The organism is Streptomyces sp. NRRL S-337 (genome assembly GCF_000720175.1).
Taxonomy (GTDB): Bacteria; Actinomycetota; Actinomycetes; order Streptomycetales; family Streptomycetaceae; genus Streptomyces; species Streptomyces siderophoricus.
Map to the genome: position 1 here is coordinate 127,439 of NZ_JOIX01000009.1, position 24,225 is coordinate 151,663.

General features: G+C 71.9%; 21 protein-coding genes. 4 read left to right on the top strand and 17 right to left on the bottom strand.

Annotation, left to right across the window (positions count from 1 at the left end; translation table 11 throughout):
- The first annotated feature begins 138 nt into the window (after window positions 1-138).
- Window positions 139-2,370 (top strand): ATP-binding protein, encoded by a 2,232-nt coding sequence (locus IG62_RS0109925; RefSeq protein ID WP_030799956.1) that lies wholly within the window; start codon window positions 139-141, stop codon window positions 2,368-2,370.
- Between the two features lie 27 nt (window positions 2,371-2,397).
- Here IG62_RS0109925 and rpsD read toward each other — a convergent pair whose 3' ends face one another.
- Window positions 2,398-3,009 (bottom strand): 30S ribosomal protein S4, encoded by a 612-nt coding sequence (gene rpsD, locus IG62_RS0109930; RefSeq protein WP_030415331.1) that lies wholly within the window; start codon window positions 3,007-3,009, stop codon window positions 2,398-2,400.
- A gap of 185 nt (window positions 3,010-3,194) precedes the next feature.
- Between rpsD and IG62_RS0109935 the strand changes: the two genes are divergently transcribed.
- Window positions 3,195-3,947 (top strand): DUF2470 domain-containing protein, encoded by a 753-nt coding sequence (locus IG62_RS0109935; RefSeq protein WP_030799958.1) that lies wholly within the window; start codon window positions 3,195-3,197, stop codon window positions 3,945-3,947.
- Window positions 3,948-3,987: 40 nt separating this feature from the next.
- On the opposite strand, the gene IG62_RS0109940 is transcribed toward IG62_RS0109935, so the two are convergent.
- From IG62_RS0109940 to IG62_RS0109955, 4 genes are all read right to left on the bottom strand, one after another.
- A complete protein-coding gene (locus IG62_RS0109940) occupies window positions 3,988-5,358 on the bottom strand; it encodes a replication-associated recombination protein A (protein ID WP_030799961.1) in 1,371 nt (456 codons plus the stop codon).
- A 95-nt stretch (window positions 5,359-5,453) separates the two neighbouring features.
- Entirely contained in the window at window positions 5,454-6,095 is a 642-nt protein-coding gene (locus IG62_RS0109945) for a vitamin K epoxide reductase family protein (protein WP_030799963.1), read from the bottom strand.
- Between the two features lie 205 nt (window positions 6,096-6,300).
- Window positions 6,301-7,563, bottom strand: a complete 1,263-nt coding sequence (gene hisS / locus IG62_RS0109950; RefSeq protein ID WP_030799965.1) for a histidine--tRNA ligase — start codon at window positions 7,561-7,563, stop codon at window positions 6,301-6,303.
- Between the two features lie 11 nt (window positions 7,564-7,574).
- Window positions 7,575-8,288, bottom strand: coding sequence for an MBL fold metallo-hydrolase (locus IG62_RS0109955; RefSeq protein WP_030799967.1), 714 nt, complete (start codon window positions 8,286-8,288; stop codon window positions 7,575-7,577).
- Window positions 8,289-8,448: 160 nt separating this feature from the next.
- Between IG62_RS0109955 and IG62_RS0109960 the strand changes: the two genes are divergently transcribed.
- Entirely contained in the window at window positions 8,449-9,276 is an 828-nt protein-coding gene (locus tag IG62_RS0109960; protein WP_030799970.1) for a peptidylprolyl isomerase, read from the top strand.
- A 214-nt stretch (window positions 9,277-9,490) separates the two neighbouring features.
- Complete coding sequence (locus tag IG62_RS0109965; RefSeq protein ID WP_030799973.1) at window positions 9,491-10,726, top strand: DUF349 domain-containing protein; 1,236 nt, start codon at window positions 9,491-9,493, stop codon at window positions 10,724-10,726.
- Window positions 10,727-10,784: 58 nt separating this feature from the next.
- On the opposite strand, the gene IG62_RS0109970 is transcribed toward IG62_RS0109965, so the two are convergent.
- The 12 genes from IG62_RS0109970 to IG62_RS0110025 all read right to left on the bottom strand — a co-directional run bounded on the left by IG62_RS0109970 (window position 10,785) and on the right by IG62_RS0110025 (window position 23,728).
- On the bottom strand, window positions 10,785-13,394 hold the full coding sequence (locus tag IG62_RS0109970) for a RelA/SpoT family protein (protein ID WP_030799975.1): 2,610 nt from the start codon (window positions 13,392-13,394) through the stop codon (window positions 10,785-10,787).
- A gap of 173 nt (window positions 13,395-13,567) precedes the next feature.
- A complete protein-coding gene (locus tag IG62_RS0109975) occupies window positions 13,568-14,116 on the bottom strand; it encodes an adenine phosphoribosyltransferase (protein ID WP_030799977.1) in 549 nt (182 codons plus the stop codon).
- Window positions 14,113-15,228: a protein translocase subunit SecF gene (secF, locus tag IG62_RS0109980; RefSeq protein ID WP_030799979.1), complete on the bottom strand. Its 1,116-nt coding sequence runs from the start codon at window positions 15,226-15,228 to the stop codon at window positions 14,113-14,115. Before secF ends, IG62_RS0109975 begins: the two co-directional genes overlap by 4 nt.
- Window position 15,229: 1 nt before the next feature.
- Window positions 15,230-16,993, bottom strand: coding sequence for a protein translocase subunit SecD (gene secD, locus IG62_RS0109985; RefSeq protein ID WP_030799981.1), 1,764 nt, complete (start codon window positions 16,991-16,993; stop codon window positions 15,230-15,232).
- A 149-nt stretch (window positions 16,994-17,142) separates the two neighbouring features.
- Entirely contained in the window at window positions 17,143-17,697 is a 555-nt protein-coding gene (yajC, locus tag IG62_RS0109990; RefSeq protein WP_030799983.1) for a preprotein translocase subunit YajC, read from the bottom strand.
- Between the two features lie 161 nt (window positions 17,698-17,858).
- A complete protein-coding gene (gene ruvB / locus IG62_RS0109995; protein WP_030799985.1) occupies window positions 17,859-18,947 on the bottom strand; it encodes a Holliday junction branch migration DNA helicase RuvB in 1,089 nt (362 codons plus the stop codon).
- Window positions 18,948-19,050: 103 nt separating this feature from the next.
- A complete protein-coding gene (gene ruvA / locus IG62_RS0110000; protein WP_030799988.1) occupies window positions 19,051-19,671 on the bottom strand; it encodes a Holliday junction branch migration protein RuvA in 621 nt (206 codons plus the stop codon).
- A complete protein-coding gene (ruvC, locus tag IG62_RS0110005; protein WP_030799990.1) occupies window positions 19,668-20,219 on the bottom strand; it encodes a crossover junction endodeoxyribonuclease RuvC in 552 nt (183 codons plus the stop codon). Before ruvC ends, ruvA begins: the two co-directional genes overlap by 4 nt.
- 406 nt (window positions 20,220-20,625) lie before the next feature.
- Entirely contained in the window at window positions 20,626-21,378 is a 753-nt protein-coding gene (locus tag IG62_RS0110010; protein ID WP_030799993.1) for a YebC/PmpR family DNA-binding transcriptional regulator, read from the bottom strand.
- 95 nt (window positions 21,379-21,473) lie between these two features.
- Window positions 21,474-22,067 carry a pyridoxal 5'-phosphate synthase glutaminase subunit PdxT gene (gene pdxT, locus IG62_RS0110015; RefSeq protein WP_030799995.1) on the bottom strand — a complete coding sequence of 198 codons (594 nt, stop codon included), beginning with the start codon at window positions 22,065-22,067 and terminating at the stop codon, window positions 21,474-21,476.
- Window positions 22,068-22,083: 16 nt separating this feature from the next.
- The gene (pdxS, locus tag IG62_RS0110020) at window positions 22,084-22,995 is read right to left on the bottom strand and encodes a pyridoxal 5'-phosphate synthase lyase subunit PdxS (protein WP_030415313.1); all 912 of its coding nucleotides are present in this window, start codon (window positions 22,993-22,995) and stop codon (window positions 22,084-22,086) included.
- A gap of 187 nt (window positions 22,996-23,182) precedes the next feature.
- Entirely contained in the window at window positions 23,183-23,728 is a 546-nt protein-coding gene (locus tag IG62_RS0110025; protein WP_030415312.1) for a hypothetical protein, read from the bottom strand.
- Window positions 23,729-24,225 lie beyond the last annotated feature (497 nt).

Genomic DNA, 24,225 nt, shown 5'->3' on the forward strand with positions numbered 1-24,225 from the left:
TGCTCGAACGGCAACCTTGACCTTATCGCGCCGTGACTGTCCGTCCGTACCCAGTTCTCCGCGCCGGGACGGGGGCACCGGAGGAATCGGGAGAGGTGATTGTACGGTCCGCATCCCGCCGAGTACGCTCCGTGTGCCATGCGACGCTTCACGGGCTCCGGGCCCGCTGCGGGTCCCTCCCCCGACCGTCCGGAAGGGGCCGGGAGACCGCCGGGCGGGCCGGGCGGCCCACCGGGTGGCCCGGGCAATCTCCCCGCGGAACTGAACCGGTTCATCGGCCGCGACGACGAGCTCGCCGAGCTGGTCCGGCAGGTGGGCTCGGCCCGGCTGGTGACCGTCACCGGGCTCGGCGGGGTCGGCAAGTCACGGCTGGCCCACCATGGTGCGGCGATCTTGCAGGATCGCTTCTGCGACGGGGTGTGGCTGGTCGAACTGGCCTCCCTGAGCGAGCCGCACCTCCTGGACCACGCGGTCGCCGAGGCCCTGGCGGCGGCCGACCACAGCGGCCGCCCGGTGCGTGCCACGCTCTGCGATCACCTCGCCGGCCGTGAGCTGCTGCTCGTCCTGGACGGCTACGAGCACCTGGTCGACGCCTGCGCCGGCCTGACCGCCGAACTGCTGCGCCGCGCACCGGGGCTGCGGGTGCTGGCGGCCGGCCGGCGGCCGCTGGGGATCCCGGGCGAGCAGCTGATGCCGCTGGCGCCGATGCCCGGGGGCGATGCGGCGGCGCTGTTCGCCGACCGGGCCGCGGCCGTCGTTCCGGGTTTCACCGTCGGGCCGGCGAACGAGGCCGCGGTCGGTGAGCTCTGCGACCGCCTGGACGGCATCCCGCTCGCGCTGGAGCTGGCCGCCGGGCGGCTGCGGGCACTGTCGGTGGACCAGGTGCTGCTCCGGCTCGACGACCGGTTCCGGCTGCTGACCGGCCGGGCGAGGGGCGCGCTGCCCCGCCACCAGACGCTGCGCTGCGCGATCGGCTGGAGCCATGAGCTGTGCACGCCCGGGGAACGGCTGCTGTGGGCGCGGCTGTCGGTGTTCGCCGGGCAGTTCGACCTGGAGGCGGCGGAGTACGTCTGCTCGGGACCGGAGCTGCCGGCCGACGAACTCCTGGACACGCTGGAGGAGTTGGTCGCCCAGTCGGTGCTGGTCCGCGAGGAGACCGCGGCCGGGGTGCGCTACCGGATGCTGGACACCGTACGGGCCTACGGCGCGGGCTGGCTGGAGGCGACGCAGGATGCCGAGCGGCTGCGGCGGCGGCACCGGGACTGGTACCTGGGGCTGGCGACGTGGTGCGAGCTGGACTGGTTCAGCTCGCGTCAGGCGGAGATCGCGGCCCGGATCGAGGCCGAGCTGCCCAATCTGCGGGTGGCGCTGGAGGAGAGCCTGCAGAGCACCACCGAGACGCATCTGGGCCAGTACCTGGCGGGCACGCTGTGGTTCTACTGGGTCGGCTGCGGGCGGCTGTCGGAGGGCCGGCACTGGCTGGACCGGGCGCTGGAGCTGGACGGCGGTCACGACGACGCCCGGCTGAAGGCGTTGTGGGTGGCCGGTTACGTGGCGGTGCTCCAGGGCGACACCGTCGGCGCGCTGGGGGCGCTGCAGGAGTGCAGCGAGGAGGCCGAGCGGACCGGGAACGCCACCGCGGCCGCCTATGCGCTGCACCGCACCGGCTGTCTGGCGCTGGTCTGCGACGACATGCCGCGGGCCGAGGAGCTGCTGCGCGGGGCGCTGGCGCGCTACCGGGAGGTCGGCGAGCTCAACAGCAATGTGCTGATGGGGCAGGTCGAGCTGGCGATGGCGGTGGCCTTCCAGGGCGAGCTGGCGGACGCGGTGCGGCTGTGCGAGGACGTCCGGCAGGTGTGCGAGGACCACGGAGAGCGCTGGACGCTGGCGTACGCGCTGTTCGTGCTGGCCTTCGCGGCCTGGTCGCGCGGCGAGGCCGGGCAGGCCCGGGCTCTGCTGGAGGAGTGCCTGGCCATCGACCACACCTTCCACGACCTGCTGGGCGCGGTGCTGGCGATCGAGCTGCTGGCGCTGGTGACGGTGGGCGAGGGCGATGCGGCGGAGGCGGCGGTGCTGCAGGGCGCGGCGGGCCGGATCTGGCCGTCGGTGGGGCTGCCGCTGTTCGGCTCGCGCTACTTCAGCCGGCCGCACGCGCTGTGCGAGGACCGGGCCCGTCGGGAGCTGGGGAACGGGGACTACGAGCGCTGTCTGCGGGAGGGCGGCCGGCTCGACCTGGACGCGGCGGTGGCCCGGGTCCTGCGGCCGGCCGGTCGGTTGCCGGCGCCGCGCCGGGCGGTGCGGATCGCACCGCCGGCCACGCACGAACCCGCCGCCTCCCCCTCCGCGAGCGGCGGGGAGACGGCGGGCTGAGGTGGTGCCGCGCCGCGCGGTGTTGCTTCAGCGGGCGTAGTACTCGACGACGAGCTGCTCGTCGCAGATCACCGGGATCTCCTTGCGGTTGGGGTCCCGGTCCAGGCGGAACGCCAGCGCCTGGAGGTTGACCTCCAGGTAGCGCGGGGTCTCGCCGTCGGGGGCGTAGCCACCCTCGCGCGCGACCTGGAAGGGGTGCTTCTCGCGGCTGCGCTCGCGGACCATCACGACGTCGCCGGGGCGGACGCGGAAGGACGGCTTGTCGACCTTGCGGTCGTTGACCGCGATGTGGCCGTGGACGACCATCTGGCGGGCCTGGTAGATGGTGCGGGCGATGCCCGAACGCAGCACGAGCGCGTCCAGACGGCGCTCCAGCTCGACCACCAGGGCCTCGCCCGTCTTGCCCTCGGCCTTGCGGGCGCGGTCGTAGGCGCGCGCCATCTGGCGCTCGCTGATGTCGTACTGCGCGCGCAGACGCTGCTTCTCCAGCAGACGGACCTTGTAGTCACTGTTCTGCTTGCGGCCGCGGCCGTGCTCGCCGGGCGGGTACGGACGGGCCTCGAAGTACTTGACGGCCTTCGGCGTCAGCGCGATGCCGAGCGCGCGGGACTTCTTGACCTTGGGACGCGACTGGTTCACGTGGAACGATCCTCCATGTAAGTTAGGTGAGGCTTACCTTAGCGCGAGGAGAACGCATGTTTCGACCTGGGATCCCCCTGCCCGGTGCTGGTCAGAGCACCGGGACGGGTCAGCCGCGTCCCAAGGAAGACGCCCGGCAGCCGACCGCCGCCGAACGCGTACGCACTCTCGTCGAATCCCATGGTATGGCGTCGCTGAGCGTCCCCGGAGTCGAGGATCCGGACGAGACCGGGCTCACCGCTCCGGTCTGCCGGACCGTGACGCCCGACGGAGACGTGCTGTTGCTGGTTCCGGGGGACTGTGCGGCGGCCCGCGCGGCCGCCCACGCCCAGGACGACGACCTGACCGCCGTGATGGAGATCACGGATGTGGCACCGGTCTCGGTGCCCCACCGCATCCGCGGCCGGGCCTGGCTGGCCGGCTGGCTCACCCCCGTACGCAACGGGCAGCGGGCCGAGGCCGCGCTGCTGCTCGCCGAGCGGCACCCGGTCGGCGAGCTGCTCGGACTCGGCGAGGCGCTGCACCCGGACCCGGCCCCCGGCCTCTACGGGCGGACCGCCTGGATGATGCTGCGCCTGGAGGTCGGCGAGGGGGCGGTGGACGACCTCTGGGGCGCCGGGCCGGTCGAGCCGGACGACTTCGCGGCCGCCGCGCCCGATCCGCTGGTCGCCCACGAGGCCGACCTGCTGCAGCACCTGGCCGCGGCGCACGGCGAGCAGATCCGCGGGCTGTGCACGCTGCTGGGCGAGCGCGGCCGGATCTGCGGGGCGCACGAGAGGGCCGTACCGGTGGCCCTGGACCGCTTCGGGCTGCGGGTCCGCTTCACCGACCCCGCGCAGCGCTCCTTCGACGCCCGCTTCGACTTCCCCGAGCCGGTACGGGACGTGGCCGAACTGCGGCGGGCGATGCACACGCTCTTCGACGCCGCGGCCCGATAGGCCGCGCCCGCCGGCCCGTTGGCCCCGTGCTGCCCGCCGCCTACTCGGCGGCCGGCTCCCCGGCGGCGCCGCGCAGACGGGCCCGGACCCGGTCCGCCACATCGGCGTAACGGGACTCGGCGCCATGGCGGGTTGGCTCGTAATAGCGCTTGCCGTGCACCTCGTCGGGGGCGTACTGCTGGGCCGCGATACCGCCGGGCAGGTCGTGCGGATACTGGTAGCCGTGGCCGTGGCCGAGCTTCTGGGCGCCCTTGTAGTGGCTGTCGCGCAGATGGAGCGGTACCGCGCCGGCCTTGCCGGCCCGGACGTCCGCCAGCGCGGCGTCGATGGCCAGATAGGCGGCGTTCGACTTCGGCGCCAGGGCGAGGGCGATGGTGGCCTGGCTCAGCGTGATCCGGGCCTCCGGGAAACCGATCAGCGCCACGGCCTGGGCGGCGGCGACCGCGGTCTGCAGCGCGGTCGGATCGGCCAGCCCGATGTCCTCGCTCGCCGAGATCATCAGCCGCCGGGCGATGAACCGCGGGTCCTCCCCCGCCTCGATCATCCGCGCGAGGTAGTGCAGCGCGGCATCGACGTCCGAACCGCGGATCGACTTGATCAGGGCGCTGGCGACGTCGTAGTGCTGGTCGCCGGACCGGTCGTACTTCACCGCCGCGCGGTCGACGGACTCCTCCAGCGTCGTCAGGGCGAGCTCCTTCTCACCCTTGGCCAGCGCGGCTCCGGCGCCCGCCTCCAGGGCGGTCAGCGCGCGCCGGGCGTCGCCGCCCGCGATGCGCAGCAGATGCGCCTCGGTGTCCTCGGGGAGCGTGACGGCCCCGGCCAGACCACGGGCGTCGGTCAGCGCCCGCCGCAGCAGCGCGCGCAGATCGTCGTCCGTGAGCGGTTCGAGGGTCAGCAGCAGCGAACGGGAGAGCAGCGGGGAGATCACCGAGAAGTACGGGTTCTCGGTCGTCGCGGCGATCAGGGTGACCCAGCGGTTCTCCACCGCGGGCAGCAGGGAGTCCTGCTGGGCCTTGCTGAAGCGGTGGATCTCGTCGAGGAAGAGCACCGTCTCCTTGCCGTACCCCCCGGAGGCGCGGCGGGCGCCGTCGATGACCGCGCGGACCTCCTTGACGCCGGCGGTGATCGCGGAGAGCTCCACGAAGCGCTTGTTCGTCGCCTGGCTGACGACGTACGCCAGGGTCGTCTTGCCGGTGCCGGGCGGGCCCCACAGGAACACCGACGACGGCCCCGCGGGCCCCCCGCTGCCCTCTCCCACCAGGCGGCGCAGCGGTGAGCCGGGCTTGAGCAGATGCTGCTGGCCCACGACTTCGTCGAGGGTGCGCGGACGCATCCGCACGGCGAGCGGAGACCCCGCGGGGTCCTTCTCCTGGCGGTCTTCGGCGGCGGCGGTGAACAGGTCGGGCTCCACGCTGACGAGCCTATGCCACCCCACTGACAACGCCCCGGCGACCGTCGGGGACGGACCGGGGCGCAGGGCGGCTTCACGCCAGGGGCGGGGCGTGCCTAGAGCAGGCCGCTCCAGAACGACCACCACTTGGTGAGGATCAGCAGCGCGATCACGCCGTACCAGAGGACCGGCAGGACCCAGTGGAACTCCACGACCGCGTTCCGCACGCCCGCGGGAGCCGGGATGACGCCGTGCTTGATGTTGTGCGCGGTGGTGTACCAGAACATCAGGATCGTCACGCACCAGGTCAGCGTGCACCACAGGCACAGCGCGTTGATGCTGTACAGCGACTGGGTCATCAGCCACATGCAGAAGACCGCGGCGAGGCCGGTGCCGATGTTCAGCCCGATCCAGTACCAGCGGCGGAAGCGGGCACCGGCCAGGACGGCCATACCGATCGCCACGACCACGCCGAAGCCGACGAGCCCGGCCATCGGGTTGGGGAACCCGAAGACCGCCGCCTGCTTGCTCTGCATGACGCTGCCGCAGGAGATGATCGGGTTGAGGCTGCAGGCCGGCTTGAAGTTCGGGTTCTTCAGCAGCTCGAACTTGTCCAGGGTGATGACCCAGGCGGCCAGCAGGCCCAGCGCGCCGGTGATCACCAGCAGCAGACCGAGGCCGCGGCCCGCGCCCAGGGTGCGCGCGCCACTCTCGTGGTCGTCGTCGATGGACACGTCGTCAACCGCTGTCGTCGTCATATCGCCGTTCCGTCGATGCCTTGGGAATGGGGCTGGGGCTGCGGCAGGCGGGCCCGCGGCCGCGTCCCTCATTGTGCCCCAACCCCACCACAACGGGCCGTTCGCTGCGCATAAAGCGGGTGAACCCCCGGTGCGGGGCGTTGACGCGAGGGGCCCGGACGGTCACGCCGCCGGGCCCGTCGCCATGTCGTCGTCCGACTGCGCCTCAGCCCAGCAGGCGCCGGACCTCCTCGGTCACGGCGTCCACCGCGACCGGCGTCTGCTCGCCGCTCTCCAGGTCCTTCAGCTGCACGACGCCCTCGGCCAGATCGCGCTCACCGGCGACCAGCGCCAGCCGCGCACCGGAGCGGTTGGCGGACTTCATGGCGTTCTTCAGGCCCTTGCCGCCGTACGCGAAGTCGGTGGCGATACCGGCCCGGCGCAGCTCGGTGACCGTACCGAAGAGCACCCGGCGGGCCTCGTCGCCCAGCGGGACCGCGTAGACCGCGGTGGCGGCGGGGATGTCGAGCGTGATGCCCTCGGCCTCCAGCGCCAGCACCGTACGGTCGACGCCCAGCGCCCAGCCGACGGACGGCAGCGCCGGGCCGCCGATCATCTCCGACAGGCCGTCGTAGCGGCCGCCGCCGCCGACCGCGGACTGCGAACCGAGGCCGTCGTGGACGAACTCGAAGGTGGTGCGGGTGTAGTAGTCCAGGCCGCGCACCAGCTTCTCGTCGTCCTCGAAGGCCACGCCCGCCGCGGTCAGCAGCTCGCGCACCTGCTCGTGGTACGCCTTGCACGCCTCGCAGAGGTAGTCGCGCAGCATCGGCGCCCCGGTCAGCTGCTTCTGGACCGCGTCCCGCTTGTCGTCCAGGACCCGCAGCGGGTTGATGTCGACCCGGCGGCGGGTGTCCTCGTCCAGCTCCAGGCCGCGCAGGAAGTCCTGCAGCGCGGCGCGGTAGACGGGGCGGCACTCCTTGTCGCCCAGCGAGTTCAGCAGGATGCGGAAGTCGCGCAGGCCCAGCGAGCGGTAGGCCTGGTCGGCCAGGATGATCAGCTCGGCGTCCAGCGCCGGGTCCTCGGCACCGATCGCCTCGGCACCGACCTGGGAAAAGTGGCGGTAACGGCCCTTCTGCGGGCGCTCGTAGCGGTAGTACGAGCCGGAGTACCAGAGCTTGACCGGGAGGTTGCCGGCCTTGTGGAGGTTGGCCTCCAGTGCGGCGCGCAGCACGGAAGCGGTGCCCTCGGGGCGCAGCGCGATCCGGTCGCCGCCCTTCGTCTCGAAGGCGTACATCTCCTTGGTCACGATGTCGGTGGACTCACCGACGCCGCGCGCGAACAGCTCGACGTTCTCGAAACCGGGGGTCTCGATGTAGCCGTAGCCGGAGTTCTTCAGCGGCGCGGCGATCGCCTCGCGCACCGCGAGATAGGTGGCGGACTGCGGCGGGATCAGGTCGTAGGTGCCCTTGGGGGCCTTGAAGGTGCTCACGGAAGCTCTCGTCACATTCCTCGTCGTGGAGCGGCGCGGACGCCGTCTCCGAGGCCGGCGGCCACCTCGCGAAGGAAGGGGTTGGTGGCGCGCTCGCGGCCGATGGTGGTCTGGGGGCCGTGGCCGGACAGCACGACGGTCGAGTCGTCCAACGGCAGGCACACGCGTGCCAGCGACTTCAGGATCTCGGCGTGGTCGCCGCCCGGCAGGTCGGTGCGTCCGATGGAGCCGGCGAACAGCAGGTCGCCCGAGAAGAACACCGGCGGAATGTCCGCCTGCTCGGGCATCCTGAACGTCACCGACCCCTTGGTATGGCCCGGTGCGTGCGCGACCGAGAACTCCATGCCGGCGAGTCCGAGGACGGCACCGTCGCTCAGCTCCTTGACGTCGTCGGGCTCCCCCACGGTGAGGTCGCCCATGAGCTGCTGGCCGACGGAGAGGCCCAGGGCCTTCTCCGGGTCGGTCATCATGTAGCGGTCCTCGGGGTGGATCCAGGCCGGGACGTCGTGCGCGCCGCACACGGGGACGACCGACGCGACGTGGTCGATGTGGCCGTGGGTGAGGACGACCGCGACGGGCTTGAGCCGATGCTTCCTGACCGCGTCCTCGACTCCCTGGGCGGCCTGGTGGCCCGGGTCGATGATGACGCACTCCTCGCCTGCGGCGGGGGCGACCAAGTAGCAGTTGGTGCCCCAGGCCCCGGCGGGGAACCCGGCAATCAGCACGTTCGTCCTTAAGGATCGGTGTGGCGGGCGGCCGCAGGGCCGCTCCCGGACATCTCGGCAGCTCCAGAGCCTACCGGCGGGACTCCCGGCAGGGCGAACCCGTATACGGTACGGCGACGGCGCACCTCAGCGATCGGTGATCGGACAAGGAGACGAGTCGGTGGTCAGCAAGGATCAGCGGCGGCGGCAGCTCGCCCGGGAGAAGTACGCGCGCCAGCAGCAGCGGCGGACCGCCGCCCAGCACAAGGCCAGGCGCCGCAACGCCGTCATCGCCGGCGCGGTGGCCGTCGCACTGGCCGCCGGCGGGGCCGTCTACGCCTCCACCGCGCTGATCGGCGGCGGCGACCGGACCTCCGACGCGGCCGCGGGCAGCCACCGGCCTGACGACCCCTGCCGCACCCCCGCGAAGGGCGCGCCCTCGCAGCAGACCTGGAAGAAGGAGCCGAAGATGTCGGTCGACACCTCGGCCTCCTACGCCGTGAAGCTGGCGACGACCTGCGGCACGATCGGCCTGAAGCTGGACGCCGGCAAGGCGCCGCACACCGTCAACTCCTTCGCCTTCCTGGCCCGTCAGGGCTTCTTCGACCACAGCCGCTGCCACCGCCTGGTGGACCAGGGCATCCACGTCCTGCAGTGCGGCGACCCGACGGCCACCGGCAGCGGCTCCCCCGGCTACACGATCCCGGACGAGAACCTCAAGGACCCGCGGCTCAAGGGCGGCGTCTATCCGGCGGGCACGGTCGCCATGGCCAACAGCTACGACGGCAGGGACCCCAAGACCCGCAACTCCGGCGGCAGCCAGTTCTTCCTCGTCTTCCAGGACAGCAAGCTGCCCGCCAACTACACCCCGTTCGGCACCATCACCGGCGGTATGGACGTCCTGCGCAAGATCGCCGCCGCCGGGGCGACGGCCCCCGATCCGCAGACCGGCAACACCGCCCCGCACGCCACCGTCGTGATCGACCGGGCGACCGTCACGAAGTCCTGACCGGCCGCCGGGCGGAATTTCGGTCGTGCTGGATGCGGACAGCCGACCGCCCGTCGCCTAGATTGGCGTGTGGGTAGGGTGCCTGGTCCGACGGCTTCCACCCTCACCCGCGAAACCACCCGTCGGACGGCCAGGGCGCGGCCCTGCCGGACAGAAACTGTGGACGATGCCGGGGGGCCGTACGCCCGCGTCGGCATCATGTGGAGGAGGCGCTGTGAGCAGCGACCCGTGGGGCCGCGTCGATGAGACGGGGACCGTGTACGTGCGTACCGCCGACGGCGAGCAGGTCGTCGGATCGTGGCAGGCGGGCAGCCCCGAGGAGGCCCTTGCCTACTTCGAGCGCAAGTATGACGGCCTGGTCGTCGAGATCGACCTCCTCGAACGCCGGGTACGGACCACCGACCTGTCGACCAAGGACGCGATGACCGCGATCGACCATCTGCGCCAGCAGGTCGACGAGCACCACGCGGTGGGCGATCTGGACGCGCTCCGGAAGCGGCTGGACAAGCTGGTGGAGGTCGTCGAGTCCCGCCGCGAGGAGCGCAAGGCGCAAAAGGCGCGGCAGAGCGACGAGGCCCGGCAGTCCAAGGAGAAGCTGGTCGCCGAGGCCGAGGAACTGGCGGCCAGTGAGCAGTGGCGGGCGGCCGGCGAGCGGCTGCGGGCGCTGGTCGACATCTGGAAGGGCCTGCCGCGGCTGGACCGCAAGGCGGACGACGAGCTGTGGCACCGCTTCTCGCACGCCCGCTCGGCGTTCTCCAAGCGGCGCAAGGCGCACTTCGCGTCGCTGGACGCGCAGCGCGAGGAGTCCCGCAAGGCCAAGGAGAAGCTGGTCGCCGAGGCGGAGTCGCTGTCCAACTCGACGGACTGGGGGGCGACGGCCGCCCGCTACCGCGAGCTGATGCAGGAGTGGAAGGCCGCCGGCCGGGCCCAGCGCGAGCACGAGGACGACCTGTGGAACCGCTTCCGCGGCGCCCAGGACGTCTTCTTCCAGGCCCGCGGCGAGGTCTTCGCGGAGCGCGACGCCGAGCAGCGGGAGAACCTGACCCGCAAGGAGGAGCTGGCCGTCGAGGCCGAGAAGCTGCTCCCGGTCTCGGACCTGAAGGCCGCCCGGTCCGCGTTCCGGTCGATCAACGAGCGGTGGGAGGCCATCGGCCACGTCCCGCGGGACGCCCGCCCGAAGATCGAGGGCCGGATGCACGCCGTCGAGCGCGCCATCCAGGAGGCCGAGGAGGCCGAGTGGCGGCGGACGAACCCTGAGGCGCGGGCCCGCGCCGCGGGGCTGACCGGCCAGCTCCAGGACGCCGTCGACAAGCTGCAGAAGCAGATCGACGCGGCCCGGGCGGCCGGCAACGACGCCAAGGCCGACAAGCTCGGCCGCGAGCTGGAGGGCCGCAAGGCGCTGCTGGACCAGGCGCTCAAGGGCCTGGAGGAGTTCGGCGGCCAGCAGTAGTTCCGCGTACGAGAAGGGCCCCGGTACCTGGGTACCGGGGCCCTTCTCGCGTGCGCGGTTACGGCCGGCGCGCCGAGGTCACGCGGTAGACGTCGTACACGCCCTCCACGCCCCGTACGGCCTTCAGGACGTGCCCGAGGTGCTTGGGGTCGCCCATCTCGAAGGTGAAGCGGGAGGTGGCGACCCGGTCGCGGGAGGTCTGGACGGCCGCCGAGAGGATGTTGACGTGCTGGTCGGACAGGACCCGCGTGACGTCCGACAGCAGCCGGGAGCGGTCCAGCGCCTCGACCTGGATGGCGACCAGGAAGACCGAGGACTGGGTGGGCGCCCACTCGACGTCCAGGATCCGTTCCGGCTGCCGGGACAGCGAGTCGACGTTGAGGCAGTCGGCGCGGTGCACCGAGACGCCGCTGCCGCGGGTGACGAAGCCGATGATGGGGTCGCCCGGCACCGGTGTGCAGCAGCGGGCCAGCTTGACCCACACGTCGTCGACGCCCTTCACGACCACGCCCGGGTCGGCGCTGGAGCGGCGCTTGGAACGCGGCCGGATCGGGGTGGACTCGGCGATGTCCTCGGTGGCCTCGTCCTGCCCGCCGAGCGCCTGCACCAGCTTCTGGACGACGCCCTGCGCGGCGACGTGTCCCTCGCCGATCGCGGCGTAGAGCGAGGAGATGTCGGGGTAGCGCATCTCGTGCGCGAGCGTCACCAGGGAATCGCCGGTCAGGATCCGCTGGATCGGCAGGTTCTGCTTGCGCATCGCGCGGGCGATGGCGTCCTTGCCCTGCTCGATGGCCTCGTCGCGGCGCTCCTTGGAGAACCAGCCGCGGATCTTGTTGCGGGCGCGCGGGGACTTGACGAAGCCGAGCCAGTCACGGGACGGGCCGGCGCCGGCCGCCTTGGAGGTGAAGACCTCCACCAGGTCGCCGTTGTCCAGGGTCGATTCGAGCGGGACCAGCCGGCCGTTGACCCGGGCCCCTATCGTGCGGTGGCCGACCTCGGTGTGCACCGCGTACGCGAAGTCGACGGGCGTGGCACCGGCCGGCAGCGCTATCACGTCGCCCTTGGGGGTGAAGACGAAGACCTCGTTGCGGGACAGGTCGAAGCGCAGCGACTCCAGGAACTCGCCGGGGTCCTCGGTCTCCTTCTGCCAGTCGAGCAGCTGCCGCAGCCAGGCCATGTCGTTGACGGTTTCCTGGCCCTTGCCGGCGTTCTTCGGCACGTCCGTGCGGACCTTGGACGCGCCGGCCACCGCCTCCTGCTTGTACTTCCAGTGGGCGGCGATGCCGTACTCGGCGCGGCGGTGCATGTCGAACGTGCGGATCTGGAGCTCGACGGGCTTGCCGCTGGGGCCGATCACGGTCGTGTGCAGCGACTGGTACATGTTGAACTTCGGCATCGCGATGTAGTCCTTGAACCGGCCGGGGACCGGGTTCCATCGCGCGTGGATGGTGCCGAGGGCGGCGTAGCAGTCGCGGACGGTGTCGACGAGGACGCGGATGCCCACCAGGTCGTAGATCTCGGCGAAGTCGCGGCCGCGCACGATCATCTTCTGGTAGACGCTGTAGTAGTGCTTGGGGCGCCCGGTGACGGTGGCCTTGATGCGGGCGGCGCGCAGATCGGCCTGAACCTCGTCGGTCACTATCGCGAGGTACTCGTCCCGCTTGGGCGCCCGCTCGGCGACCAGCCGCACGATCTCGTCGTACATCTTGGGGTAGAGGATCGCGAAGGCGAGGTCCTCCAGCTCCCACTTGATGGTGTTCATGCCCAGGCGGTGGGCGAGCGGGGCGTAGATCTCCAGCGTCTCGCGGGCCTTCTTCTCCTGCTTCTCCCGCTTGAGGTAGCGCATGGTGCGCATGTTGTGCAGCCGGTCGGCGAGCTTGATGACCAGGACGCGCGGGTCCTTGGCCATGGCGACGACCATCTTGCGGACCGTCTCGGCCTGCGCGGCCTCGCCGAACTTGACCCGGTCGAGCTTGGTGACGCCGTCGACCAGCAGCGCGACCTGGTCGCCGAAATCGCTCCGCAGCTGCTCCAGGCCGTACTCGGTGTCCTCGACGGTGTCGTGCAGCAGCCCGGCCATCAGCGTCGCCGGGTCCATGCCGAGCTCGGCGAGGATCGTGGTGACGGCGAGCGGGTGGGTGATGTACGGGTCGCCGCTCTTGCGCTTCTGGCCGCGGTGCCAGCGCTCGGCGACCTGGTAGGCCCGCTCGACCTGGCGCAGGGTCGCGGTCTCGATCTTCGGGTCGTTGCCGCGGACGGCCCGCAGCAGCGGTTCGAGCACCGGGTTGTACGGGCTGGAGCGCTGCACGCCGAGGCGGGCCAGGCGGGCCCGTACGCGGTTCGGGGAGCCGGCGCGGCCCGCCGGGGCGGCCGGCAGCGGCTTGGTGGCGGCGGGCTGGTCGGCCTTGGCCGGAGGCTTGGGGGCGCGGGCCGGTGCGGCCGCGGGGCGGGGCGAGGCGGCGGCGGGCCCCGGCTTGGGCGCGCGGCCGGGCCGGTCGGCGGGGGCCGCCGTCCCAGGCCGACCGGTGCCCTCGGGGGTCGCGCCGTGCCGCTCGGGCCCGGGCGCGTCCGGGGAAGCCCCGGTCGCGGGCTTCGGCTCGTCCGGGCGCGCGGCATGGGATCCCGCCGGACGCAGTCCGGGGGAGAGCGGCTGGGCCTCGTCTGGCAAGAGCACTCCTCAAGCGGTTCCGGACCCCAGGCCCTCGAACAGGCCGGGGTGCCATGGTATCGAGCCCGGGGCCACAACCGCCGCGCGGCCAGGGGTACGTACATGACACAGCAGCAGGGGCACCCGGATTGTTCCGGATGCCCCTGCTTGTCCAGCGTGTGGTGTGGCCCTGGTCAGACCGTGATCAGCGCCTCCAGCGGGGCGCCCTTCAGGCCCGGCTCCAGGCGCCGGCGCCCGGCGAGGAAGCCGAGCTCCATCAGCACCGCGATGCCGGCGACCTCGGCGCCGGCCCGGCGGATCAGCTGGAGCGAGGCGTCGGCGGTACCGCCGGTGGCCAGCACGTCGTCGATCACCAGCACCCGCTCCCCCGGCGTCAGCGCATCGGCGTGCATCTCGATCTCGGCGGAGCCGTACTCCAGCTCGTAGGACTGCCCGAGCGTCGTGCCGGGCAGCTTGCCGGCCTTGCGGACGGGTACGAAGCCGAGGCCGGCCCGGACCGCGACGGGGGCGGCGAGTATGAACCCGCGCGCCTCCAGGCCCACGACCTTGTCGGCGCCGTGCCGCTCGCACAGCCCGGCGAGGGCGTCGGTGAGCGCACCGAACGCCGCCGGATCGGCCAGCAGCGGGGTGATGTCCTTGAACATCACGCCCGGCTTGGGGTAGTCCGGGACATCCGCGATCCTGCTGAGCAGCAGCTCCCGCAGCGCTGCGGGGGCGCTCATCGGCGCTTGCCCGACGGGCGGCCGCGTCCGCGGTTGCGGGCGGCGGGCTGGTGGCGGGGGCCGACGACCGCGGGGCCGTCCGCACCGTCCGCCGCGTCCTCGGGCGCCTGCCGGCCCTCCTCCTGGCCGGCGGCCTTGGCGGCGGCCGCGGCGCGCTTGGCCTTGACCCGCTTGGCCAGCGCCTTCATCTCCGGCTCGCCGTTCTTGAAGTCGGTGACCAGCGGGGTGGCGATGAAGATCGAGGAGTACGCACCGGCGGCGAGACCGACGAACAGGGCGAGCGAGATGTCGTTGAGCATGCCCGCGCCCAGCAGACCGCCGCCGACGAACAGCAGACCGGCGACCGGGAGCAGCGCCACGACGGTGGTGTTGATGGACCGCACCAGCGTGCCGTTGATCGAGCGGTTGGCGATCTCGCTGTAGGTGAAGCGGGTCTGCTTGGTGATGTCCTTGGAGGCTTCCTTGAGGCTGTCGAAGACGACGACCGTGTCGTACAGCGAGTAGCCGAGGATCGTCAGCAGACCGATGACCGTGCCCGGGGTGACCTCGAAGCCGACCAGGGCGTAGACGCCGACGGTGATCGTGAGGTCGTGGATGAGCGCGATCAGGGCGGCCAGCGCCATCCGCCACTCGAAGGCGATGGCCAGGTAGAGGACCACCAGGACCATGAAGATGCCCAGGCCCAGCCAGGCCTTGTTGGCGATCTCCTCGCCCCAACTCGGGCCGACCAGCTGGGTGTTGACGTCCTGGGCCGGGACCTTCAGCTCCTTGGCGAGCTGCTCCTGGACCGGCACCGCCTGCTTGGTGTCCAGACCGCCGATCTGGATCCGCAGCGCACCGTCACCGAGCTTCTGCACCACGGCCTGGTGGCCGCCGGACGCGGACTCGGCCCGGGCCTGCGCCTGGGCGGTCGACACCGACGTCTTCGGGGTCGAGAAGACCGCGCCGCCGGAGAACTCGATGCCCATGTTCAGACCGCGCACCGCCAGGCCGACGATGGCCGTGATGGTGATGAGGATCGAGATGCCGTACCAGATCTTCCGCTTGCCGATGAAGTCGTAACCGACCTCACCGCGGTAGAGCCGGGCGCCGATGCTTCCGAGCTTGGACATCTCACGCCTCCTTCGTCTGGGTGGGGGCGGTGCGACGACGACGCAGCGGCGGCTTGGCGCCCAGGCGCTTGGGGTCGAGGCCGGACCAGGGGTGCCCGTCGGCGAAGAACTTCCGGCGGGCCAGCAGCGTCATCAGCGGCTTGGTGAAGAGGAAGACCACGACGACGTCGAGCACGGTGGTCAGGCCGAGCGTGAACGCGAAGCCCTGGACCTTGCCGACGGTGACCGCGAACAGCACCGCGGCGGCCAGGAACGACACGAAGTCGGAGACCAGGATCGTCCGGCGGGCCCGCGGCCAGCCGCGCTCGACGGCCGGACGCAGGGTGCGGCCCTCGCGGATCTCGTCCCGGATGCGTTCGAAGTAGACGATGAACGAGTCGGCGGTGATACCGATGGCGACGATGGCGCCACAGACCGCCGGGAGGTTCAGCGCGAACTGGATGGCCGGCCCGAGCAGCGTCATGATCGCGTACGTCAGGATCGCCGAGACGCACAGGCTCGCCAGCGCGACCAGCGCCAGGCCCCGGTAGTAGGCGATGAGGTAGATCACGACCAGCCCCAGGCCGATCGCGCCGGCGATCAGACCGGCGTGCAGCTGCTCACCGCCGAGCGCCGCGGTGACCGAGGTCTCGTCGACGATCTTGAAGGAGAGCGGCAGGGCACCGTAGGAGAGCATGTTGCCCAGGTCCTGCGCGGACTGCTGGGTGAAATGACCGGAGATGGTGGCGGACCCGCCGGCGATGGCCTTTTCGACCGAGGGGTCGGAGACCACCGCGCCGTCCAGGACGATCGCGAACTGGTTCTGCGGCTGCGCCTTGGTGGCGAGCTTGCCGGTGATGTCCGCGAACTTCTTGCCTCCGTCGGAGGTGAAGTCCATCTCCACGATCCAGCCCTGGCCCTGCTGGCTGTCGAAGACGGCCTTGGCGCCCTTGACGTCCGTGCCCTCGACGGCCACCGGGCCGAGCACGTACTTCTGTGTGCCCTCGGTGTTGCAGGCCACGACCGGGTCGGAGGGCTTGGCCGCGGCGGCCTGCTCACCGGCGGCGGCGCGGCCCTGCTTCGTCGAGCAGTCCAGCGCGTTCAGCTGCTTCTGGAGGGCCGGCGGGATCTGGTCGCCACCGGGCGCCGGGGGCGTCGGAGGCGTGGAGGGCTTGGCCGAACCCGAGGGGGTCGGCTTGGCGGACGGCGCCTTCTTCAGGGAGTCCGTGACGGCGCGGCCCTGCGTCGAGGGCTTCGCGTCGGGCTTCGGCGAGGAGGAGGCGTGCTGCTGGGTGCTGCCGGCCTGCTGGCCGCTCTTGCCCTTGGCGTTCTTGCCGCTCTGCGACGGGCTGGGCTTCGGCTCGGGGGTCTTCGTACCCACGGTGGTGGTCAGCACCGGGCGGAAGCCGAGCTGGGCGGTGGTGCCGACCTGCTGGCGGGCCTGCTTCGCGTTCGTCCCCCGGGGGATGTTCACGATGATGTGGTTGGTGCCCTGCGTCTGGACCTCGGTCTCGGAGACGCCCAGACCGTTGACCCGCCGGTCCATGATGTCGGCGGCGGTCTTCATGTTGGTCTCGTTGATCGCGTTGGGCCTGCCCGGCATGTTCTCGGCCTGGAGCGTGAAGCTCGTACCGCCGGCCAGGTCGATGCCCAGCCGGGGCGCCAGCGTGCCGGAGTAGAACATGCCTCCGATCAGCCCCGCCATCGCGATCAGGACCAGGAGCAGGGTGCGGACCGGATGCCCCTGGCCCGCGGGCGCCCTGCGGCCCTTTTTCGGTGCTGCCACCTTCTCGATTCTCCCTGTCCAACCCCTCGGCCTGGGGTATCGGCCGAGCGGCCACGAAGTGTTGTGGGGACCTGCCCCCGCCGGAGCCTAGACCGTCCCGGAACCGCGGTGCACGCCTCGACGCGTGCTCCGCGGTTCCGTGGGAGGCACTACTTCGCGTCGCCGCCGGTCTTCTTGTCCTTCTCGGCGGCGTCCGCGTCGGCCTTGGCGCCGTCCCCGGCGTCCTTGGTTTCCTTGCCGGCCCCGGCCTCGTCGGCCGCGGGCTGCTCGGCGGCGGGCTCGGCGTCGGCCGGCGTCGCGGCCTTGCCCAGGTCGATCTTGTCGGCCTTGTCACCCGTTTCGGTGGCTTCGCCGGCGGTGTCGCCGGTCAGCGACGAGGCGTCGTCCGGGACGACGGTCTCCTCGGCGTGGATCGGGTCGGCACCGTCCAGGATGCGGTTGTACTCCTCGTCCGCGAGCACTGCGCCGATGGCGTTCTTGGCGTAGATGGCGTGCACGCCGGGGGCGACCTCCAGGAGGACGGTGTCCTCGTGGACCTCCTTGACGGTGGCGTACATGCCGCCGATCGTGCGCACGCCGGCGCCCGGCTGCATCTGGTTGCGCATCTGCGCGGCCGCCTGCTGCTTCTTCTTGGCGGACCGCGTCATCAGGAACATGGCCCCGATGAGGACGATGAAGGGGAGGAGAGAGACGATGTTGGGCACGGGACGAAGATCCTTCGCACGACCGCGCATCCGCGGCCTCATATACGGGGGTGGTATGCCGGCCCCTACGGACGGCATCGGCGGAGTCTAAGCGAGTCCCCACCAGTGGAACAACGCCCAGCATCGCACCGCAGTTCCTGCCCGGGCGAGTCCACGCGCCGTCACGCCCCGAACAGGCCCTGCTGTCCGTTTCCGCCCGCTTGGTGCTGCGGCGGAACCATCCCCAGATGCGCCCAGGCCGCAGGGGTGGCGATCCGTCCGCGCGGGGTCCGGGCGAGCAGGCCCTCCCGTACGAGGAACGGCTCGGCGACCTCCTCGACGGTCTCGCGCTCCTCCCCCACCGCCACCGCCAGGGTGGACAGGCCCACCGGGCCGCCGCCGAACAGCTTGAGCAGGGCGGTGAGCACCGCGCGGTCGAGGCGGTCCAGGCCGCGCGCGTCGACCTCGTAGACCCCCAGGGCCTGCGAGGCGATCTCGCGGGTGATCACGCCGTCGGCCTTGACCTGGGCGTAGTCGCGGACCCGGCGCAGCAGGCGATTGGCGATCCGGGGCGTGCCGCGGGAGCGGCCGGCGATCTCGGCGGCGCCGTCCGCCTCCAGGGGGACGTCCAGCAGGCCGGCCGAGCGGTGGATGACCCGCTGGAGCTCCTCGGGGGCGTAGAACTCCATGTGGGCGGTGAAGCCGAAGCGGTCGCGCAGCGGGGGCGGCAGCAGACCGGCCCGGGTCGTGGCCCCGACCAGCGTGAACGGCGGAAGTTCGAGCGGAATGGCGGTGGCGCCCGGGCCCTTCCCGACGATCACGTCGACGCGGAAGTCCTCCATCGCCATGTAGAGCATCTCCTCGGCGGGCCGGGACATCCGGTGGATCTCGTCGAGGAAGAGGACCTCGCCCTCCTGGAGGGAGGAGAGGATCGCGGCGAGGTCGCCGGCGTGCTGGATGGCCGGGCCGGAGGTGATCCGGATCGGGGCGCCCATCTCGGCGGCGATGATCATCGACAGGGTCGTCTTGCCGAGGCCGGGCGCGCCGGAGAGCAGGACGTGGTCGGCGGTGGCGCCGCGGGCCCGGGCGGCGCGCAGGACCAGGTCGAGCTGTTCGCGCACCCGCTCCTGGCCGACGAATTCCTGGAGGTCCTTGGGCCGCAGCGCGGCCTCGACGGCGGTGTCCTCACCGTCCGCGTCGGCGCCGACCAGCCGGTCGGGGCCGGCCGGGGCGGCGTCGTCGGTGGCCGGTGCGGTGTCGTCCCAGTTCACTGCGGAATGCCTCGCGGGGTCGGGGCGGCCGGGCCGCCGGTCGGGTCGTACGGTCGCGGGCCGGGGCGCCGCGCACGGCGCGGGGCGGGGCCCGCGGCGGCGGTCATCGGGCGCGGTTGAGGGTCTGCAGGGCGGCCCTGAGCAGCTGCGGCACCTGGGGGGCGCCGCCCTCGGCGACGGCGACCTCGGCCTGCGGGGTGACCGCCGCGACCGCCTCGTCCGCCTCCCGGGTGGCGTAGCCCAGGCCGATCAGGGCGGCCTGCAGCTGGTCGCGCCAGCCGGCCGGGCCCGCGGCGGCGGCCGCCGGACGACGGCTGCCCACCGGCTCGCCGAGCCGGTCCTTCAGCTCCAGCAGCAGCTTCTGCGCACCCTTCTTGCCGATGCCGGGCACGGCGGTGAGGGCCTTCTCGTCGCCGGTGGCGACCGCCAGCCGCAGGGCGTCCGGGGAGTGCACCGCGAGCATGGCCTGGGCCAGCCGGGGGCCGACGCCGCTGGCGGTCTGCAGCAGCTCGAAGGTCTGCCGCTCGTCGTCGTCGGCGAAGCCGTAGAGGGTGAGCGAGTCCTCGCGGACGACGAGGGAGGTGGCGAGCCTGGCCGGCTCGCCGACGCGCAGGCCGGAGAGGGTGTTCGGCGTGCACTGGACGGCCATGCCGATCCCGCCGACCTCGACGACGGCGGCATCGGGGGCCAGGGCCGCGACCGGGCCGGAGACAAAGGCGATCATCGGGTGCCCTTCGGCGTACGTACGGGAGCGGGGGTGCGGCGGGCGGCGGCCTGTGCCTCCTGGAGGCGGTTGACCGCGGGGGCGCGCCATATGTGGCAGATGGCGAGGGCGAGGGCGTCCGCGGCGTCGGCCGGTTTGGGCGGGGCGGAGAGCCGCAGCAGCCGGGTCACCATCGCGCCGACCTGGGCCTTGTCGGCCCGTCCCGAGCCGGTGACGGCGGCCTTGACCTCGCTGGGGGTGTGCAGAGCGACCGGCAGTCCGCGGCGGGCGGCGCAGAGCATGGCCACCGCGCTGGCCTGGGCCGTGCCCATGACCGTACGGACGTTGTGCTGGCTGAACACCCGCTCCACCGCGACGAATTCGGGGCGGTAGCGGTCCAGCCACTCCTCCAGGCCGCGCTCGATGAGGACGAGACGGTGGGCGATGTCGGCGTCGGCCGGGGTGCGGACGACACCGACCCCCGCCATCGTCAACGGGCGCCCGGCCACGCCTTCCACCACGCCGACCCCGCACCGGGTCAGCCCCGGGTCCACCCCGAGCACCTTCACGACGCCCTCCCCTCTCACGCACCGCGCCACGACCGCCGCACCCTCGTGCTGCCGCCCGGGGACCTGCCGAACCGGCCGTCGACCTACCGACCTGCCGACCTGCCGACCTGCCGACCTGACGACCTGACGGACCGTTTCACCCCGCACCTCCCCCATGGGGGGCGCGGAGATCCCCTGCTCAGCACAGTATCGGGTGGCACTGACAACACCCCCCACCGACCACGCCACCCGCCGACCACGCCGCCGGCCGACAACGCGACGGGCCGACGGGGTGTGCTCCCCGTCGGCCCGTCGGGCGCGGCTGTGGTGCCCGCGCGAGGTCCGGCCTGGTTCCGGCTCAGACGTCGACCGTGGTCCGGTTCGGACGGCGACCGTGGTCCGGCTCAGGCATCGACCGCGGTCGGTTTCAGGCGTCGACCTTGGCCATGACGTCGTCCGAGACGTCGAAGTTGGCGAAGACGTTCTGCACGTCGTCGCTGTCCTCCAGCGCGTCGATCAGCTTGAAGATCTTGCGTGCGCCCTCTTCCTCCAGCTCGACCTGCATGGTCGGGACGAAGTTGGCGTCCGCCGAGTCGTAGTCGATCCCGGCTTCCTGGAGGGCGGTGCGGACCGCGACCAGGTCGGTGGCCTCGCTGAGCACCTCGAAGGACTCACCGAGGTCGTTGACCTCCTCGGCACCCGCGTCGAGCACCGCGGCCAGGACGTCGTCCTCGGTCAGCTCACCCTTGGGGACGATCACCACGCCCTTGCGGTTGAAGAGGTACGAGACGGAGCCCGGGTCGGCCATCGAACCGCCGTTGCGGGTCATGGCGACGCGGACGTCCGAGGCGGCACGGTTGCGGTTGTCGGTGAGGCACTCGATGAGCACCGCGACACCGTTGGGGCCGTAACCCTCGTACATGATCGTCTCGTAGTCGGCGCCGCCCGCCTCGAGACCGGCACCGCGCTTGACCGCGGAGTCGATGTTCTTGTTCGGCACCGACGACTTCTTGGCCTTCTGGATGGCGTCGAAGAGGGTCGGGTTACCGTCCGGGTCGGCGCCGCCCGTACGGGCCGCGACCTCGATGTTCTTGATCAGCTTCGCGAAGAGCTTGCCGCGCTTGGCATCGATCACGGCCTTCTTGTGCTTCGTCGTAGCCCATTTAGAGTGGCCGGACATCCGCCTGTCTCCTTCGCGTAACCAATCCTGAAACGAACGCCGTCGATCCTACCGGGGTCGCGTCACACGGTGTTACTCACCTGATCGCCGCAACCTCACCCGGCGGCGGCCCGCACCATGTCCACGAACAGGGCGTGGACGCGGTGGTCCCCGGTGAGTTCCGGGTGGAAGGACGTGGCAAGGACGTTACCCTGCCGCACGGCGACGGTGTGCCCGTCGTACGTGGCCAGGACCTCGACGTCCCCGCCGACCGACTCGACCCAGGGCGCCCGGATGAAGACGCCCTCGACCGGTCCGCCGGGGATGCCGGCCACGTCGATGGCCGCCTCGAACGACTCGTTCTGCCGCCCGAACGCGTTACGGCGCACGATCATGTCGACGCCGCCGAACGTCTCCTGGTCCTCGCGGGCGTCCAGCAGCTTGTCCGCGACCATGATCATGCCGGCGCAGGTGCCGTAGACCGGCTTGCCCGCGCGGACGAAGGCGCGCAGCGGCTCCAGCATGCCGAAGACGACCGCCAGTTTGGACATCGTGGTGGACTCGCCGCCCGGGATGACCAGGCCGTCGACCTCGTCGAGTTCCTCGGGACGGCGTACCGGCCGGGCCAGGGCGTCCGCCTCGGCGAGCGCGGTGAGGTGCTCGCGGACGTCGCCCTGGAGGGCCAGCACACCGATGGTGGGGGTGCTCATCTGCGTTCGTACGTCCTTACCAGCCGCGGTTGGCGTAGCGCTCGGCCTCGGGGAGGGTGTCGCAGTTGATGCCGACCATGGCCTCGCCCAGGTTGCGGGAGACGTCCGCGATGACCTTCGGGTCGTCGTAGAAGGTGGTGGCCTTCACGATCGCGGCGGCGCGCTTGGCGGGGTCGCCGGACTTGAAGATGCCGGAGCCGACGAAGACGCCCTCGGCGCCGAGCTGGCGCATCAGCGCGGCGTCGGCGGGGGTGGCGACACCACCGGCGGAGAACAGCACGACCGGCAGCTTGCCGAGCTCGGCGACCTCCTTGACCAGCTCGAACGGGGCGCGCAGCTCCTTGGCCGCGGCGTACAGCTCGTTGTTGTCACAGCCGCGGAGCTTGGCGATCTCGCCCTTGATCTGGCGCAGATGACGGACCGCCTCGACGACGTTGCCGGTGCCGGCCTCGCCCTTGGAGCGGATCATCGCGGCGCCCTCGGCGATCCGGCGCAGGGCCTCGCCGAGGTTGGTGGCACCGCACACGAAGGGGGTGGTGAAGGCCCACTTGTCGGAGTGGTTGACCTCGTCGGCCGGGGTGAGGACCTCGGACTCGTCGATGTAGTCGACGCCGAGCGACTGCAGGACCTGGGCCTCGACGAAGTGGCCGATGCGGGACTTGGCCATGACCGGGATCGAGACGGCGTTGATGATGCCGTCGATCATGTCGGGGTCGGACATCCGGGCCACGCCGCCGTCCTTGCGGATGTCGGCGGGGACCCGCTCCAGGGCCATGACGGCGACGGCGCCGGCGTCCTCGGCGATCTTGGCCTCTTCCGGCGTGACGACGTCCATGATCACGCCGCCCTTGAGCTGCTCGGCCATTCCGCGCTTGACGCGCGCGGTTCCGGTCTCGGGGTTCTGGGACGTGGTGGGCGTGCTGGACACGGTTTTGACCTCACTCGGTGCGGGTGGTTGTGCGTGCGGACCACACAACCGTTTGTGAGCGGCCGAAGAAAAGGGCCAATTCAAGGCCGGTGGCTCGTTGGGGCCACCCGCCCCGCGGCCCGGTATCCGTTCCCCCGGGCGGCCCCCGGTCCGCCGTACGCGCTTCCCGGGGCCCTGCCGCCTCCGCTCAGCCACCCGCCGAGCGGTCGTCGAGAACGGCCGGCGGCTCGTCGTCCATCTCGAAGGCCAGCGGGAACGGGGCGTGGCCGGCGAGCCGGAAGTATCGCACCACCCGGTGGCGGCGGACCGCTCGGGCGGCCCGTACGGCGTCGTTGTGGAAGCGCCGGGCCATCGGGACGCGGCGGACCGCGGCAGTGAGCTCGGTGATCGTCTGCTCGCCGCCGGGTGCCTCCCGTACGGCCTCCAGCTGCGCCTCCTCGGCGAAGATGGCCCGCAGCGCCTGGCTCAGCTCGCTCTCGGCGACCTCGCGGTGGTCCTCCTCGGCCTGCCGGGCCTCGTGGGCGGCCTGGTACAGGACGATCGAGGCGGCCGGGTCGAGGACCCCCGACGTCCCGACCTCCTGCGCGACGGACGCGCGCCGCAGCAGCTGGGCATCGAGCGCCGCCCGGGCGGCGTCGATACGCGCGTGCAGGCGGTCGAGGCGGCCGGCCGTCCAGCTGAGGTAGATGCCGATGAGGATGATCGCGGCGGCGATCCAGATGAACGTGCTCACGGGGTGGCACGTTATACCGTGCCCCGCACGTAGCTGTCTGTCCCGCCGTGGGGGTTGCTCGCCGTTGCGCGCTTTGCGGCGCCGCGTACGTACTTGGCCGTCCCGCCGCGGTTGTTGTTCGCCGTGGCGCCTGCGGCGGGCTGGGTTTGTGGTGGGTGCGGTGACGGGCCTGCGGGGCCGGTGTTTGGGACTGCTGTCGCTTTACGTCCCAAACACCGGCCCCTCGGAAGAGGGCGGTGGGGGTGGGCGTTGGGGGTGCAAGGGGGTCTGCGGACCCGTAGGGGTGGGTCGAACAGATCCCGTAAGGGTCGTGAGGGCCCCCTGCGGGGCCACAACCGGACACGCGGGCGGAGCTATTCCCGCTGACCAGCGACGTCAGGTGTACGCGGCACCACGCGCGCCCCCACGCACCCGCACACTCCCCCAACCGGGAGGGGACGGGCCGGAGGGGCCGGTTGTGTGGACGTAAAGCGTCAGCAGTCCACACAACCGGCCCC